This is a genomic window from Paenibacillus sp. B46(2026), assembly GCF_056786355.1.
The window spans coordinates 5,887,448-5,906,650 of record NZ_CM165907.1; the positions used below are offsets into that span (position 1 = coordinate 5,887,448).

Annotated in this window: 1 protein-coding gene; it reads right to left on the reverse strand. The window is 54.0% G+C overall.

Annotation, left to right across the window (positions count from 1 at the left end; all coding sequences use genetic code 11):
- Window positions 1–5 precede the first annotated feature (5 nt).
- Window positions 6–18,989 (reverse strand): non-ribosomal peptide synthase/polyketide synthase, encoded by an 18,984-nt coding sequence (locus AC1S8V_RS26210; protein WP_482071367.1) that lies wholly within the window; start codon window positions 18,987–18,989, stop codon window positions 6–8.
- Window positions 18,990–19,203: the final 214 nt, after the last annotated feature.

Below are 19,203 nucleotides of genomic sequence, written 5' to 3' on the forward strand. Positions count from 1 at the left end.
AAGGATTAGAAAATAATATCAATAGCCTCTAACACATCTTGCTCCTGTTCGGATTGCCCGTTCAGGGAAATATCCTTTAACAACACCGAAGGCTGTTCGCCAATTTGGGTGATGATCATGAGCAGATCCTGAGCGAAATTGTCGATCAGATTGCGCGTAAACAACTTGGTCGCATATTCAAACTGCCCGTTCATTCCCTCATCCAAGAGCGAAATGACCAAGGTAAGGTCAAATTGGGAAACCGCATGCGTTTCCGGATAAGATTCGATCTGGATATCCCCAAAGCTTTGAACGTTATCTTCCTTCGTTTCCAGTGCAAACATGACATCGAATACAGGATTGCGGCTTTGATCGCGCGGCACCTGCAGCTTTTTCACAAGCTCTTCGAACGGATAATCCTGGTGGTCGTAGGCCCCCAGCATCGTTTCTTTGACTTCGTTCAAGTAAGCGAGGAATGTCTTCTCCCCGGATGGATAATGGCGAATCGCCAAAGTGTTGACAAACATTCCGATGAGCGGCTCCAGGTCGGCATGTGTGCGGCCCGAAACCGGCGTGCCTACAATGAAGTCTTCTTGTCCCGAGTACTTGCTGAGCAGGATTGAATAGGCAGCCGATAACACCATATAAAGGGTAGCACCGTTCTCATCGGCAATGCGCTGCAAGCTGTCGGTCATCTGCTTGTCGATGCTGAAAGGCAGCACATCTCCCTCAAAGCTGCGAGCGGCAGGTCTGACAAAGTCCGTAGGCAGTTCAAGCGTTGGCAGTTCGCCTTCCAGCATGTCCAGCCAGTAGGCTTCCTGGCGTTTCAGCCGTTCTTTTACAGGTTCGGACTGCTGCCAAGCGGCGAATTCCTTGTATTGAATCCGAAGCGGTTCCAGAGTCTCACCGTTATACAGGCGCAGCAGCTCTTCAACGAAGATGCCCATCGACATGCCATCCGTGACGATATGATGAATGTCCAACATAAGCAGATGCCGTTCCGCTCCCCATTCAACTAAGCCCACACGCAGCAGCGGCGGCCGCTCCAAATCAAAGACACGTACAAAGGCGTCCGCAATGCTTTTCGTTTCATTTTCCGTCGCTTTTGTATACTCGACAGCAAACTCCAAGTCCGAATAAATCCGTTGTACCGGTTCACCGTCGACCATTTCGAAGCCGGTTCGCAAAACTTCGTGACGAGCGATTAATCCTTTGAGCGCCGCCTCGAATTGATTCCGCTCCAAGTGCCCGACGAGAACCGTCATGCCAGACATGTTGTAGCTAAGCTCGGCGCCTTCCATCTGCTGCTGGATGTACAGCCGTTTTTGCACGGAGGAAAGCGGATAATACTCCCTTTTATCCAGAACCGGAATGGAGAGGAATTCCTGCTGCTCCAATTGGCTGATCACTTCGGCCATCGCTTCAATGGTCGAGTGCCGGAACACATCGCGCAGCGGCAGGTCCACGCTCAGCTCCTTGTGCACTTTGCTGACAAGCGTCGTCGCCCGCAGGGAGTGCCCGCCGAGGTCAAAGAAGTTGTCCGTCACGCCAATCGTGACCGGCCCGAGCACGTCCTGCCAGATGGCGACCAGTTTCGCCTCCAGTTCGGTGTGCGGTGCCACGTATTCGCGGCCTCCCCCTTCCGGCGCTGGCAGCGCCTTCCGGTCGATTTTCCCGTTTGGCGTCAGAGGTAAATGCTCCAGCTCCACGAAGTATGACGGGATCATGTAACCCGGCAACTCGCTGGCAATCGCCCGTTTCAGGTCTGCCGCCGTCAAACCTTCTTCCGCTGTATAATAAGCACACAACGCTTTCTGACCTTCTTGATCTTCCCTGACAATGACGACCGTTTCCTTCACACCACCTACACTCAGCAACTGCGACTCGATCTCCCCCGTCTCAATCCGGTATCCCCGGATTTTCGCCTGGTTGTCGATCCTGCCGATGAAGTCCACGTTACCGTCCGGCATCCACCGCGCCAAATCTCCCGTGCGATACAACCGCTCACCTGCGGTGAAAGGGCTGTCTACAAACTTCTCTTCCGTCAGCTCTGGACGGTTCAAGTACCCAAGTGCTACCCCAACGCCGCCGATAACCAACTCGCCCAGCACTCCGACGGGTACGGGATTCAGATGTGCATCCACGATGTAAAACTTCGCATTCAACCACGCTTTGCCAATCGGCACATGGCCTGTTTGCGGCAGTTTCGCCAACTCCTCGTCATAGAAACTGGAGTCAATTGCCGCTTCCGTCACACCGTAGGCGTTAATAATGCGGAACGACGAGCCAAACCGCTCCTGCAAGGTACGGTAATCCGCTACACTGCAGCTGTCCGAGCTTGTGATCAACAGCTCCATACCGCTTAACTTTAGCCCCTGCTCATGCACGTATTCCATAAACGGCACGATCAGTGCTGGTGTTGATTCAAAGATCGTCACTTGCTCCTGCTCTATCCAGTGGTGCAGACGAGACGGATCAATCCGGTCGTCCTTCGGTACAATGACCATGGTGCCTCCGTTATACAACGTGCGTGCGATATCGCCCACGAAAACATCAAACGAGAAGCTTGCGAGCTGCAGCAGTCGCACCGGGAACTGATCCAACCGGTATTCCCGTCGGTAGCCCGCTGCCGTGTTCACCAGGCTGCGATGCTCGATCATTACACCCTTGGGCTTACCCGTTGTTCCCGACGTGTAGATGACATACGCCAAGTCCTCCGGACGGGCTTCATGGAAGCTGTCCATACCGACAATATCAACATCATTTGGATAACTCTCGCCACCACCGTTCACAGCCCCCGTTAGCTTGCCGTTGACTGGATCGGGAGCACTGCTAGAGCCTTGGCCGAAGCCCATTGGCGCATTGCTTCGTTCCTCGTTGTACGATGCTTCATCGTCGAGGTACAGCACCGTCGCCAGTGCCAGTTCCTCTTCACCGAGCCAGGCTTCGGCACGCTCTCGCAGCGGTGTTTGTGTCAGCAGCACCTTCGCTCCGCTGTCTTCGAGCATAAACCGCACGCGGTCCGCCGGATAATCCGGGTCAAGCGGCACATACGCCCCTCCCGCTTTCCAGACGGCCAACACGGCCACCAGCAAATCGACCGAACGCTCGGCGAGAATGCCAACAATCTCCTCTCGGCCAATGCCGCTTCCGCGCAGCGTAGCCGCCAAGCGATTCGCCCGCACGTTCAGCTCCGCATACGTCAGCCGATCGTTCTCGTATACGACGGCTTCCGCTTCTGGCGTGTGTTCCGCCTGTTCCTCGAACAGTCGATGGAACGCTGCCACAGGAGCAACTTCCGGCTGCGCCGGGTTAAACGCGCCGACAATCTGCTCTTTTTCCTCTGCCGTTAACAAGTTAAGCTCGGCAATCGTCGCCGACGGGTTGCGGAGAATGGATTCAAGCAACTGCAAGTAGTGAACAGCCAATTTCTCCACCGTTTCGGTTTTATATAGAGCCGTGGCGTATTCAAACAGATATTCCAAGCCGTCCTCAATCTCCGTAACGTCCAAGCTGAGATCGAATTTGGACACAATTTCTTCGCTGGCATACGTCGACAGATGCAGTCCCGGAAGCTGGATTTCCACATTTTCTGTATTCTGCAAAGCAAACATCGTATCAAACAGCGGATTACGGCTTAAATCACGAGCCACGTTTACCTTATCCACCAGTTCCTCAAACGGATAATTCTGATGTTCAAAAGCACTCAGCGTTGTCTCCTTGATTTCCTTCAAGTAGTCAAGGAACGTTTTACCGGCAGCCGGGTAACTGCGGATGGCCAATGTATTAACGAACATCCCGATCAGCGGTTGAACGTCGCTATGATTTCTGCCCGCAATCGGAGTACCAACCACCACGTCTTCCTGACCTGAATATTTATGCAGAAGCACGTTATATGCCGCAAGCAGAACCATGTAAAGCGTTGCGCCGTTTTCAGCTGCAAGCCGTTTCAGACCTTCGCTTTTCTCAATATTCATAAACAATTGCAGCGTGCGGCCCTCATAGCTCTGCATAGCCGGGCGCGGATAGTCCGTCGGCATTTCCAGAACTGGCAGTTCTCCGCGGAACATGTCAATCCAGTAGGCTTCCTGCTTGGCAAGCTGCGTTTTCTGCTCGTCCGATTGCTGCCATACTGCATAATCTTTGTACTGAATGCGGAGTGGCTTGAGCGGCTCCCCGCTGTACAAGTGCACGAACTCTTCGATCAGTACGTCCATTGAAACGCCGTCCGATACGATATGATGTGTATCGAACATCAGAATGTGCCGGTCCGGCGCGAGTTCGGCAATGCCCACCCGCAGAAGTGGCGGCTTCGCTAGATCAAACGCACGAACGAATTGGCGCACCGTTTCTTCCGCCTGCTCCCCGCTGATCTGCACATATTGCACCTGGAAGGTGACCTCTTCGTAAATCCGCTGAACCGCTTCGCCTTCAACCATCTCAAAGCCGGTACGCAGCGTTTCATGACGAGCTACGAGCCCGCGGAACGCTTCTTCAAACCGGTGCCGGTCGAGCTGCCCTTCGAGCAGCATAGCTCCCGGTATGTTGTAGCTCAGCTCGCCTCCTTCCAGCTGGTTCAAGATATAGAGACGTTTCTGAGCAGAAGAGAGCGGATAATACTCGCTAGGTTCCGCAGCCGCAATAGCCGTAAACGTGCCGATCTCCAGCCGCTCCATAGCCGTAGCCATTTCCTCAACCGTCGAGTAGTGGAATACGTCGCGAAGCGGGAATTCGACGCCTAACTCCTTATGCATTTTGCTGACAAGCGTCGTCGCCCGCAGGGAGTGTCCGCCAAGGTCGAAGAAGTTGTCCGTTACGCCTACCGCCTTCTCCCGAACAAGCACATCCTGCCAAATGGCGGCTAGTTTTGCCTCAAGTTCAGTGCGCGGCGCCACGTATTCGCGGCCTCCACCTACTCCCCCTTCCGGTGCTGGCAGCCCCTTCCGGTCGATCTTTCCGTTCGGCGTCAGAGGCAGGCGCTCCAGCTCGACGAAGTACGACGGGATCATGTACCCCGGCAGTTCGCTGGCAATTGCCCGCTTCAGGTCCGCCGCCGTCAAGCCTTCTTCCGCTGTATAATAAGCACACAACGTTTTCTGACCTTCTTGATCTTCCCTGACGACGACGACCGCTTCCTTCACGCCACCTGCACTCAGCAGCTTCGCTTCAACTTCGCCCGTCTCAATCCGGTACCCCCGGATTTTCGCCTGGTTGTCGATCCGGCCGATGAAGTCCACGTTACCGTCCTCCATCCACCGTGCCAGGTCTCCCGTGCGGTACAGCCTCTCGCCCGCGGCGAACGGGCTGTCCACGAACTTCTCTTCCGTCAGCTCCGGACGGTTCAAGTACCCCCGCGCCACACCGACGCCGCCGATGACCAGCTCGCCCAGCACCCCGACCGGCACCGGATTCAGGTGCGCATCCACGATGTAGAACTTCGCATTCAGCCACGCTTTGCCAATCGGCACATGGCCCGTCTGCGGCAGCTTCGTCAACTCCTCGTCATAGAAACTGGAGTCAATTGCCGCTTCCGTCACACCGTAGGCGTTAATGATGCGGAACGATGAGCCGAACCGCTCCTGTAAGGTCCGGTAATCTGCTACGCTGCAGCTGTCCGAGCTTGTGATCAGCAGTTCCATCCCGCTCAACTCCAGCTGCTGCTCGTGCACGTACTCCAGGAACGGCACGATCAGCGCCGGTGTTGATTCAAAGATCGTCACTTGCTCCCGCTCTATCCAGTAGTGCAGACGAGACGGATCGATCCGGTCGTCCTTCGGTACAATGACCATGCTGCCTCCGTTGTACAACGTCCGTGCGATATCGCCCACAAACACGTCGAACGAAAAGCTTGCGAGTTGCAACAGCCTTACTGGGAACTGATCCAACCGGTATTCCCGTCGGTAACCCGCTGCCGTGTTCACCAGGCTGCGGTGCTCAATCATCACGCCTTTTGGCTTGCCCGTCGTTCCCGATGTATAGATGACGTACGCCAGATCCTCCGGACGGGCTTCATGGAAGCTGTCCATACCGACAGCATCATTTGGATGACTCTCATTGCGGTCGTTCACAGTCCCCGTTAGTTTGCCGGAGACTATACCGGAAACCCTACCAGAGCCCATCGGGGCATTTGCCCGATCTTCGCTGTACGACGCTTCATCGTCGAGGTACAGCACCGTCGCCAGTGCCAGTTCCTCTTCGCTGAGCCAGGCTTCGGCACGCTCTCGCAGCAGCGTTTGTGTCAGCAGCACCTTCGCTCCGCTGTCTTCCAGCATGAACCGCACGCGGTCCGCCGGATAATCCGGGTCAAGCGGTACATACGCTCCTCCCGCTTTCCAGACGGCCAGCACGGCCACCAGCAAATCGACCGAACGCTCGGCGAGAATGCCAACGATCGTCTCCCGGCCTATTCCGCTTGCACGCAGCGTTGCCGACAGGCGGTTCGCCCGCTCGTTCAGCTCCGCATACGTCAGCCGATCGTTCTCGTAGACGACGGCTTCCGCTTCCGGTGTGCGTTCCGCCTGTTCCTCGAACAGGCGATGGAAGGCGGCCACAGGAGCCACTTCCGGCTGCACCGGATTAAACACGCCGACAATTTCTTCTTTTTCCGCCGCCGTCAAAAGCTCTAACTCATTTACACGAACATTCGGATTAGCCGCAACCTGCTCCAATGCACGGGCAAAATGACCGTGCATCTGCCTAATGTCTTGCTCTCTGAATGTCAGTGCATTGTACGTAAACCGCAGCAAAATATGCTCTTCCGGAATGACGGTAATGTCCAGATCGTAGTTCGTTTGTTCCGGCGATTGGATATTAGCGATTTTCAGCGCTTCTTGTCCTCCGCCGACAACCTGCTCAATCTGTTCTTCCATCGGATAATTTTCAAAGACCATAATATGGTTGATCAAGTCGCGCTTTTGCTCACTCAGGGACTGAATTTCGAACAGTGGGAACGTTTCATATGCTCCCGATGCCAGCGCTTGATCTTGGGTTTTTCTCAAAATATCGGCTACCGTCTCCTCGGCTTTACCTTGAATACGGACCGGAATCGTATTAATAAACAGGCCAATCATGCTTTCGATGCCCGGAATTTCCGCCGGACGCCCGGATACAACGGAGCCGAATACGACATCCTCGCTGTTGTTGTATATCTGCAGGACCAGTCCCCATACAGTCTGCATAAACGTGTTGAGTGTTACCTGCTGCTGGCGCGCCACACGCTCAATTTGCCCAGTCAATCCTTTGCTGAGTTCCACATCGATTTCAGCCATTTCAAAAGCATGCTGTTTCAGCTGCGTTCTCTCCTGCGGCAGCTTGGTCTGCTGATCGTAATTGGCCAAATACTCCGACCAGTACCCCGAAGCTTTCGTTACATCTTGAGCTTCCAGCCATTCGATATACCGGGAGTACGAGGTAACCGGAGGAAGCTCTAGCGTTCGCTTCTCCTGAAACGCAAAGTACGTGTCGAACACTTCCTTGATCATGAAGGACATGCACCAGCCATCCATCAAAATGTGATGATGACTCCAAATCACATGGTAGGACTCGTCTCCTGTGCGCAAAACGGTCACACGCATAAGAGAGTCTTGGGCCAAATCGAACTTGTTCGCTTTATCCGCGCTGACAAAATCGGCTATCGTCTTCTCCGGGTGTCCATCTCTTGCAGAACGAATATCTTCAAAGTACACTTCACACTTCCGCTCGCGGAATACCACTTGAATCGGCTCGTCTCTCCAGCCGGTAATAAAGTTGGTCCGCAGCGCCTCATTCCGCTGCACCAGCGTATCCAATCCGCGGGTGAAGGCTTCCACATTCAGGCTTCCATACAGATCGAAGGTCACCTGTTCGAAGTAAGCTTCCGAATCGGCATCCAACAGGCTGTGGAACAACATCCCTTTTTGCAGCGGGGTCAGGGTGTATACATTCTCCAGTTCGCCGAGTGCCGCCGTATGTTCGGACAGCCGCTCCAGTTCCTCCACCGTCACATCTTGAAGCAGTACGTCACTAGGGGTAAGCTCCGGCCGCTCTTTTGATACGCAATGGCTGATGACTTCACGCAAGCTCGATTGAAGCAGGGTGCCCAGACGCTCAACCGTCTCCCGTTGATACTGAGTTTCCCCATAACGGATCGTGAGTTCCAACACGCCTTCCGACACCATACCGTTGATATCAAGGACATAATCCATCACAGCATTCGGACTTGAATCGGAGCCTGAGCTGAACGGAGACGGCTGCGAGCTGCTGCTTTCGTAATCCTGGTCGAACTGACCCAAATAGTTAAAACTAATCTCCGGCTCCAAAGCGAAGTACTCTCCGTCACGCGGCGCCGACAAATAACGCAGGATGCCATAGCCGATCCCTTTGTTCGGAATGCGGCGCAAGTTTTCTTTCACCTGTTTCACCTGATGACCGAGTGACTGAGCGTGACCCGACTCCAGAACGACAGGGAATTGGCTTGTAAACCAGCCTACCGTGCGCGTAATGTCCACATCTGGCAAAAGTTCTTCTCGGCCGTGGCCTTCAAGATTCACCAGAACGCGTTCCTGACCGCTCCAAGCTTGTACTGAGAGGCCCAGCGCGGCAAGCAGCAAATCGTTCATTTCCGTATGGTAAGCACGGTGAGCCTGCTTCAGCAGCTGTTCGGTTTCGTCCGCCGTCCATCGAACGGTTACGAGCCCGCTGTCCTTCAGCTTGGATTTTCCTTGTTCAAAATCTTTTGGAAGCGGCTCATGGGCCAATTGCTCGATAAACTGCCAATATGCTCTCTCACTTTCCATCGCCGGCCCGTTCGCATAATCAGCGAGCTGTTTCGCCCACGTTTGGAAGGAATCCGTTTTGAGCGGCAGACGGATCGGCTGCCCTTGCAGCGCCTGCTCATAGGCGGCAGCAAAATCCTCAAGCAGAATCCGCCAGGATACGCCGTCTACGACCAAGTGATGGATTGCGATGAGCAGATGGTCGCCGTCGTCGCAGCGGAACAAGCCAAGCTTCACCAGCGGACCGTTTTCCAGATCGATGCTCACTTGAATGTCATTTGCCTTAGCCTCTACCGCTTCTTTCACGTCGCGGGCTCCCTTGAAATCGACAACCTCCAGATCGAACAACACTTCGTTCTCCCCGGCGCCTCGGTTCCAGGCGATATAACCATTCTCGGTTTGACGATAAACCGTACGAAGAGCATCGTGATGCACGATAAGCTGACGCACCGCTTGGCGTAAAGCTTTTTCATCAAAGCCTTGCTTGGAGAACTGCATGAATGCCTGATTGCTGTGATGCACATCGGCCGGATTTTGTTCAAAGAACCAGCGCTGAATCGGGGTCAGGATAACCTCTCCCGTCACTTCGGCCTGGCTTGCCGTTCTCTCCGCCGTTTGCAACCGCAAACTAAGGGCGGAAATCGTCGGGTAATGGAACAAATCTTTCATGACCAGCTTGTACCCCGTTTGCAAAAGACGAGAAGATACCTGTAAAGCTTTAATTGAATCTCCACCAAGCGCAAAGAAATTATCCATGGTGCCAACCTGATCCACACCTAACACTGACTGCCAAACCAACGCGAGTGCTTGCTCGGCAGGAGTACACGGCGCCGTGTATGCAGCCTCGGCACGAATGCTTCCTTCCGGCACAGGCAACGCTTTGCGGTCGATCTTGCCGTTAGGTGTAAGCGGCAGTTGATCCAAGCACATGATGCGCGAAGGCACCATATGAGAAGGCAGTACGGCGTCCAGATGGGCCACAAGACCTTCCCGATCGAAGCCGGAATCCACTACGACATACCCGCACAAATATTTCTGCCCCCGCTCGTCCGTCCGGTCGATGACAAGTGCTTGACGCACCTCGGCAACATTTTTCATAGCCGCTTCAATCTCACCAAGCTCGATCCGATAACCGCGAATTTTCACCTGATTGTCGATTCGGCCGATGAAATCTACGTTGCCGTCAGGCATCCAGCGTGCCAGATCACCCGTCCGGTACAACCGCTCCCCAGCGGTGAACGGGCTGTCTACGAATTTCTCCGCCGTCAAATCCGGGCGGTTCAAGTAACCGCGGGCCACACCCGCTCCGCCGATAACCAGCTCGCCGAGCACCCCGATCGGCACCGGCTTCAGATTTGCATCCACAATGTAGAACTTGGCGTTCAGCCACGCTTTCCCGATCGGCACACTGCCCATGTTCGGCAGCTTCTCCATCGGCTCGTCATAGAAGCTGGAGTCTATCGCCGCTTCCGTTACACCGTAGCTGTTAATAATACGGAACTGCGAGCCAAAGCGCTCCTGCAAAGTGCGGTAATCCGCTACGCTGCACGCATCCGAACTTGTGATCAGCAGCTGCATCGAGCTGAGGTCCAGACCCTCGGCATACACATGCTCCATGAACGGCACGACCAGCGCCGGAGTTGATTCGAACACCGTCACGGCGTAGTCGCGAATCCAGCCATAGAGGCGGGTTGGATCAATCCGGTCTTCCTTCGGCACGATGACCATGGTTCCACCGTTGTACAGCGTCCGTGCAATGTCACCAACGAACACGTCAAACGAGAAACTGGCAAGTTGCAGCAGCCGGATCGGGAACTGATCCAGACGGTAGTCCCGCTGGTATCCCGCCGCCGTGTTCACCAAGCTGCGGTGTTCCACTGCCACGCCCTTAGGACGGCCCGTCGTACCGGAGGTGTAGATGACGTAAGCCAGATCGCCTGGCTTGTTCACATTTGCCGGATTTGATGCGAGATCCTCCGCTTGTACGTTCTGCTCAGCTTCTGCCGTGGCAGATGTTTCGACAGCAGCCGTTGCCACTTGCGCCAAAGCCTCCGCCATTATATCTGCTTCGCCCAAAGCTTGTACGCCTACAGCTGTTTCCACCGTGCCTAGGCTGTACGCCGCGGCGTCATCAAGTGCAAGCACCGTTTGCAGCGTTAAAGCTCCGTCGCTGCGCCAAGCTTCCGCCTGCTCCAACAGGCAGGTCTGCGTAAGCAACACCGATGCCCCGCTGTCCGCGAGCATATATTCGATCCGCTCCGCTGGATAGTCGGGGTCAAGCGGTACATAAGCACCTCCAGCTTTCCATACGGCGAGCACCCCGATCAGCAGCTCGGCCGAACGGTCGGCCAGAATGCCAACCACCTGTTCCGGCTTCACCCCACGTTCCCGCAGTACATACGCCAGACGATTCGCTTTGGCGTTCAGCTCCGCATACGTCAGCTTGCTGTCTTCATATACAACCGCCAGCGCTCCCGGAGTGCGTTCCGCCTGCTCCTCGAACAGCTCGTGGAACGTTCTCCCTCTCCACGACTCATCTGCTTCCAAACCTGTACCCTCTGCGGTGTATTGCTTCGCAAGAGCCGAAGACGACACGTCAAACCCGACCAATAAATTATCCTTTTCGCTGTTCGTCAATATATCCAAATCCGAAATCCGCGCTCCCGGCTGAGCCAGGATCGACGCCAAAAGCTGCTCGTAATGACCCGCCAGCCGTACCATCGTTTCCTGTCTAAACAACGAGGTAGCGTACTCGATCTTGCAAACCAACTCGTTACCCTCTTCCACGATATCCAAGCTAAGATCAAACTTCGCCGTCTTTTCCTCGATGTCAAACAGTGACCATTGCAAGCCTTCAAGAGTTAAATCCAGGCTTTCGTGCTTTTGCAAAGAAAACATGGTGTCAAACAGCGGATTTCGGCTTAAATCCCGGGTCACCTGAAGAGCTTCTACCAGTTCCTCAAACGGATAGTCCTGGTGCTCGAAGGCTCCAAGTGTCGTTTCCTTCACTTCCTGCAAGTAATCCATGAACGTCCGCTCTGCCGTCGGACCCAAGCGAAGGGCCAGCGTATTGACAAACATGCCGATTATCGGCTGCAAGTCGGCGTGAGAACGAGCGGCAATCGGAGTGCCAACTACTATATCTTCCTGTCCCGCGTATTTATGAAGTAATACAGAGTACGCAGCCAGCAGAAGCATGTACAACGTTGCCCCCGAATCGCTGGCAAGCTGTTTGAGAGCCTCGCCTTTCTCCGCATCTAGCCTAAACGTGAGCGTTTGACCGTCAAACTGTTGAACAGCTGGACGAGAGTAGTCAAGAGGCAGCTCAAGAACCGGAAGCTCGGAGCTGAATACCCCGCGCCAGTATTCCTCCTGTCGTTTGATGCGTTGACGCTGTTCCTCGGATTGCTGCCAAACGGCGTAATCCTTGTACTGAATTCGCAGCTCCGGCAATTCTTCCCCATTGTACAGCAGCACGAATTCGCGCAGCAGCACGTCCATGGAAAGGCCGTCGGAAGCAATGTGATGCATATCCAGCGCGAGCAAGAATTTTTCTTTCTCCAATTCAATCAACAGGGCGCGCAGTAAAGGCGGCTGGGTCAAGTCAAAAGGCTGAATGAAGCCTTCAAGAATGGCTGCAACCTGATCTTCGCTTGCTTGAATCTTCTCGATCTTGAAAGCGATGAGCGGGTGAATACGCTGAATCGGCTCCCCATTCATGATTTCAAAACCGGTGCGCAACATATCGTGCCGGGCCATCAAAGTAGTCAGCACATCTTCTACTTTGGCCTCGTTCAAAGCCCCTTCCAATTGCAAGGCGCTTGGGAGGTTATAATTCAGCTCCAAGCTATCCAGCTGGTGCAGGATATACAGCCTTTTTTGAGCAGAGGAAACCGTATAGTTCGCTTTCTCTTCCGCTTTTGGAATCGAGCTATGCTCTGATTCATCCAAGCTGGCAATAGCCCCGGCCATCGACTCTACCGTCATATAGCGGAACACATCGCGCAGCGGAAGTTCAACGTTCATTTCCTTCCGAATCTTGCTGACAAGGTTTGTCGCCCGCAAGGAATGCCCTCCCAGTTCGAAGAAACTGTCCATGACTCCAATGCCGGAGTAACCCAGCACTTCCTCCCAGATCTTCACAAGCCGGGACTCCGTAAGGTTACGCGGCGCTACGTATTCGACGCCCGTTTGCAAGCCGCCTTGCGGCTCCGGCAATACTTTGCGGTCCACTTTGCCGTTGGACGTCAGCGGCATGCGTTCCAGCTGCACGAAGTACGACGGGATCATGTATCCCGGCATTCCCTGGGCCAGCGAGGTTCTCATTTCGCTAACCGTAAGCGTCCGGTCCGCCACAAAGTAGGCAACAAGCGCCTTCTCGCCCCCGCTGTCCTGACGGGCGAGCACCACCGCTTCTTCCACACCCTCCACGTTCAGAAGCTGCGTCTCAATTTCGTCCAACTCGATCCGGTACCCGCGGATTTTGACCTGATGGTCGATCCGGCCGAGGTATTCAATGTTGCCGTCCGGTAGCCAGGCCGCCAAGTCGCCTGAGCGATACAGTTTTTTCCCTTCCGCAAACGGGGAATCAATGAACTTTTCCGCCGTCAAATCCGGTCGATTCAGGTATCCTCTCGCCAAGCCTTCCCCGGCTACGTACATTTCGCCTGCTACGCCGATCGGAACAGGACGACGGTTTTCATCCAGAACGTACACGCTCAGCGTTGGGATCGGCTTGCCGATATTACTTTTCGCTGCCTCCATCTCCATCCATGTGATTTCCTTATACGTCACGTGAACCGTCGTTTCGGTAATACCGTACATATTGATCAGCTTTGTCTCCGGGTACTTTGTCTTAAAACCCTTGAGCAACAGCGGGCTGAGCGCTTCGCCGCCGAAGATGACGTTGCGAATCTGCAGATCGTACGGATGGTCCGCTAAAACCTCACGCAGCAGTTGGTAGAAATATGTTGGCGTCTGGTTCAAAATCGTGACCCGTTCGCGGCTCAGCAGTGCCAGGAACTCAGCAGGATTTTTCGCCGTAAGCGGTGGTACGATAACCAGCTTGCCTCCGTACAGCAACGCTCCGTACATTTCCCAGACGGAGAAATCGAAGCAGAACGAGTGGAACAACGTCCACGTGTCGGACGGCCCAAAGTCGAACAGGTTCTTGTCGTTGAACAAAAGGCGCACGACGTTTTTATGCTCAATCAACGTGCCTTTGGGTTTGCCGGTCGTTCCCGATGTGTAGATGACATAAGCCAAGTTACCCGGGCCAGAAATTGGCTCCAGATTCGAAGCGTCCAGCGCACCAGCGGAGTCCGCCCCTTTGTCGCCCCAAACGAAATCGCCCAATTCAAGGCGCGTTCCTGCGAAGTCGGTCTTCTCATGCAAATGCTTTTGAATCAGCAATAACGGTGCGCCCGAATCCTCAATCATGAAGCGGATGCGTTCCTCCGGGTAGTCGGGATCAACAGGCACGTAGGCTCCGCCCGCTTTGAGAATCGCCAGAATGCCGACGACCATATCAAGCGAACGTTCGGCCAGAATCGCTACCAACTGATCCGCTTCAACTCCTGTCTCCCGCAGCTTACGCGCAAGGCGGTTGGATCGCTCGTTCAGTTCGCGGTAGGTCAGCTGCCGCTCGTTCATGACGGCGGCCACGTTGTCCGGGTAAAGCTTCGCCTGCTCTTCAAACAAGCCGTGAATCGTCTGCTCCCGCGGGTAGTCCGCCTCCGAATCATTGAAACCGCGCACCAGCTCGCGGATTTCCTCCTCTGTGAGCATTTCCAGCGAGGCAATATCCCTGTCTGGCGCTGCTGCGATAGTTTCGAGTAGCTTGTCATAATGTCTGGCGAACCGCTCCGCGGTCTCCTGTTTATACAAAGCCGTAGCGTACTCCAACCGGCATTCGAGCTGATCGTCCAGCTCCGAAATGTCCAGGAGCAGCTCGAACTTGGATGTTCGGTTTTCCAATGGATAAAACGATTGCTCCAGCCCCTCAATAATAATTTGCTCGTTCTCCGTATTTTGCAGGGAGAAGAACGTATCAAAGAGCGGATTCCGACCAGTCGCGCGCGGAATGTGAAGACTTTCCACCAAGTCTTCGAACAAATAATTTTGGTGTTCGAAAGCCCCGAGCGTGATGTCCTTGATTTCTTCCAGATACGAAAGGTACGGCTTGGAACGCTCCGGACGGCTGCGAATGGCCAGCGTGTTGATAAACATGCCTACGATCGGCTGCACTTCTTCCTGCGTTCTTCCCCCAATCGGCGTTCCCACGATCAGATCTTCCTGACCCGAATATTTATGCATAAGGATGGAGTAAGCAGACAACAGCACCATGTACAGGGTTGTTCCCGTCCCTGCGGCCAGTTCTTTCAGCTTTTCCGTCCGTTCTTTCCCAATATCAAACTTCACGGTCCGGCCGTCAAAACTTTGCACCGCAGGCCGCGGGAAGTCCGTCGGCAGTTCCAATACAGGCAGCTCGCCCGACAGCTGTTCCAGCCAGTACTCCTTCTGCGGCTGGATCAACAACCCGTAGGCTTCGGAATGCTGCCAAACGGCATAATCTTTGTATTGAATACGCAACGGAGCCAGCTCCTCACCCCGATACAGGCGGCTGAACTCGTCGAAAAGCAACGCTGTCGAGATGCCATCCGAGACGATGTGATGCATATCGAACAGTAGAATGTGGCGATCCTCGGCGAGTTCGATCAGGCCGATGCGAAGAAGTGGCGGCTTGGTCAGATCAAACGGGTGAAAGTATGCTTCCACCACTTGGTCCACTTCTCCCTCGCTCACCTGGAAATAATCTACAGCAAACTCCACCTCGTCATAGATGCGCTGCACAAGCTCGCCTTGAACCTGCTCGATCCCGGTACGCAGCGTCTCATGGCGCTGAATCAGCGCCCGGAACGCGTACTCTACGCGCGTGCGGTCCAGCTTGCCTTCGAGAAGAAGCGCCGCCGACATATTGTAGCTACGCTCGGCTGCGTCAAGCTGGCGCAGGACGTACAGACGCTTTTGCTCGGATGAAACCGGATAGTACTCAGCCTCTGCCGCCTTTGTAATCTCATACGTCTCCTGCTGCTTTAAACCGCTAATTCTTTGAGTAAGTTGTTCGATCGTGGTGTAGCGGAAAACCTCCCGCAACGGAACCTCGACTTGCAACTCTTTTCGAATCTTGGAAACAAGCGCGGAGGCTCGCAAGGAATGACCACCAAGGTCAAAGAAATCGTCATGGACTCCAACTCGCGCAATACCCAGCACCTGCTGCCAAATAAGCGCAAGTCTTGTTTCCAGCGTTGTACGAGGAGCCACATACTCACGGCCCACTTCTACCTCTCCGGTCGGTTCAGGTAGCGCTTTACGGTCAACTTTTCCATTCGGTGTGAGCGGAAGCTTATCAAGAGACACCAGCCGTGCCGGAACCATATGCGCAGGCAGCTCTTGTTTCAATTGGGACAACAGATCGCTCAGCTGCACGGAAGCATCCGCCGCCACGTAACCGCACAAATACTTTTGCTCCTGCTCATCCGTACGGTCAGTCACCACAGCCTGCTTGACACCCGGGAAACGCAACAGGGCCGATTCAATTTCGCCGAGTTCGATCCGGAACCCGCGAATTTTCACCTGATAGTCGATTCGGCCGATGAAGTCAACGTTGCCGTCTTCCAGCCAGCGGGCCAAATCTCCTGTCCGATACAGACGTTCGCCAGGCACAAACGGGCTGTCTGCAAACTTCTCGGTGGTTAGGTCCGGACGGTTCCAATACCCGCGCGCCACCCCGGCGCCGCCGATGACAAGCTCACCCGGAACCCCTACAGGAACCGGCTTTAACCCGGCATCGACAATGTAAAACCGGGCGTTCAGCCAGGCTTTGCCAATCGGCACATGACCCAACGATGGCAGCTTGTCCAGCGGCTCATCGTAAAAGCTGCTGTCAATGGCCGCTTCGGTAACGCCATAGCTGTTGATGATGCGGAATTGTCCGCCGAATCTTTCCTGCAGCAATCGATAATCAGTGACACTGCAAGCATCCGAGCTGGTAATCAGCAACTGCATGGAGCTGACGTCCAGACCTTCTTCATAAATATGCTGCATGAACGGCAGGATGAGCGCAGGTGTCGATTCAAATACCGTAATGTTTTGCTCCCGAATCCAGCCGTATAAGCGGTGCGGATCAATCCGGTCATCTTTTGGCACAATTACCATTGTTCCTCCGTTGTACAGCGTCCGCGCGATGTCTCCAACGAACACGTCAAACGAAAAGCTTGCCAGTTGCAGCAACCGCACCGGGAACTGATCCAACCGGTACTCGCGGCGGTACGCATCCGCCGTATTCATGAGACTACCATGCTCGATCATGACACCTTTTGGGCGTCCCGTCGTACCCGAGGTGTAAATCACATAAGCCAAGTCTTGCGGGGCATTGTCAGCAGATTCAAATTCCACGGCTGAGGTATCCCCGTTATACATCTGTTCATCGTCCATCGCATAGACAGCTTGAAGCTTCAGACGGTCATCGGCCAACCAACCTCCGGCCCCCTCCAACAGATGACGTTGCGTAAGCAGCACCGATGCTTCGCTATCGCTGAGCATGTACTCAATCCGCTCCGCTGGATAATCGGGGTCCAGCGGTACATAAGCTCCGCCGGCTTTCCATACGGCGAGCACCCCGACCAGCAGTTCCACCGAGCGATCCGCCCAGATCCCCGTAATCGTCTCCCTTCCTACGCCCTGTTCACGAAGGAGCGAGGCCAGCCGCTCGGCGCGTTCGTTCAATTCGCTGTAGGTCAGCTTTTTGTCCATGTAAACGACTGCCGGGTGATCCGGAATGTCTCGGGCAAACTTTTCAACATACCGATGAAACGCTTCTCCCTCGCTCAGTGCTGCCACCGGCGGGTTAAACACGCCCAGAATACGGTGTCTCTCCTCATCGCTCAGTAGAGAAATCTCGCGTACCCGCAGTTCGGGAGTCTCAAGAAACTGGTCCAAAACGGTTACATACTGTTCCATAATGCGATCAATCTCGGCCGTCTCGAACAGGCCGGTACGATAGGAAGCATGGAGAATGACATGGCCTTCATTCAGCATATGGTCGAAGCGCAGCAGCAAATCATCCATCTCGTGCCTGGCAAAGTGAGCCTCCAGGCGTACCTTGATTTCTTCGTACTCCACGATTTTCAAAGGCAGATATTCCAAAGACGTGCGGAACAGCTCCGAAAGATCGTTGCGGCCGTGTTGTTCGCGTAAATCCTGGATCAATTGGTTATAAGGATATTTCTGATGCCGCAGATCCGCCATATTTTCCTTGGAAACCGTTTGGATCAAGGAAAGCACGGACCCATCTGGATTCAGACCAATCCGCGTAGCCACGGTGCTGACGAACATACCGATCGTTTCTTTTTCCTTCTTGCTGGTTCGATTGGCAAAAACCGTGCCGACCGGCACATCGGTGCTGTCGGTCAGCTTATACAATAAGACGTACATGGCGGACAAAAATAATGTATATAAACTGACCTGATATTGTTCGCTAAAAGCCAGAATGCGGTCATACCGGGAACCATCCAACGTGATGGAACGTTTATTTGATTCGCTGCCAATCGAGAATGGTGGAACCGATTTAATGCCACTCGTTTCAGGCAAAGTGTTGTACTTGGTCAGCCAGTATTCCTTGCCTTTTTGATAACGCTGCGATTGCTCATATTCATGCTCAGTTGAAATATAATCCAGATAGGAAGGGGCCTGGTAACTGCTGAAGATGCCTTTGCGCAGTTCCAGGTATTTTTCCATCACCGCATGCAGCAAAGCAGTGACGGACAAGCCATCGGCAATGATATGATTTACAGTCAAATTAAGCCATACTTGGCCGTTCGCAAAATGGATCACCGTAAATTGATAGAGGTGTTCGTCGAACACACTGGCCGGTTTTTCGGTTACTTCTTTCACCCAAGCATAGAATTGTTCGGTTGTGCCTATTTCGAGGTGGCTTATCCTGGCTTGGACATTCTCCGGCTCTTCGAACCACTGCGTTGGATTTTGCAAATCCCCGCTAATGCGAATTCGGAAAGCGTCATAGGTTTTGACAATCTCTGCCGCCGCTTGCTCCAGCAGCTTTGTGTCGATCTCGCCCGTAATCTGGTAGGTCGCGGAAAGCATCGTGATGGATGTGCCCGGATTCATAATTTCCATGAACCATATCCGGCGCTGGGCTTGCGTTAATCCATATTGCTTGTTCGTATTCTCTCTCACATCGACACACTCCCGTATTAGAGATTGTTTGTAGATAGGCTTTGTACCTATAAATTGAACTAAAGATGATTTACACGGAACACTCCGATGACAGAATAACCTTCCAATCGCTGTTATCCCCAGATTTTTTCGCATCCCTTTTTCAAAGGGAAAATCCGGTGATAAAGGCGAGGTTTATGCTTCCGATGCAGCTTTCTTTCAGAAAGCTTTTAGC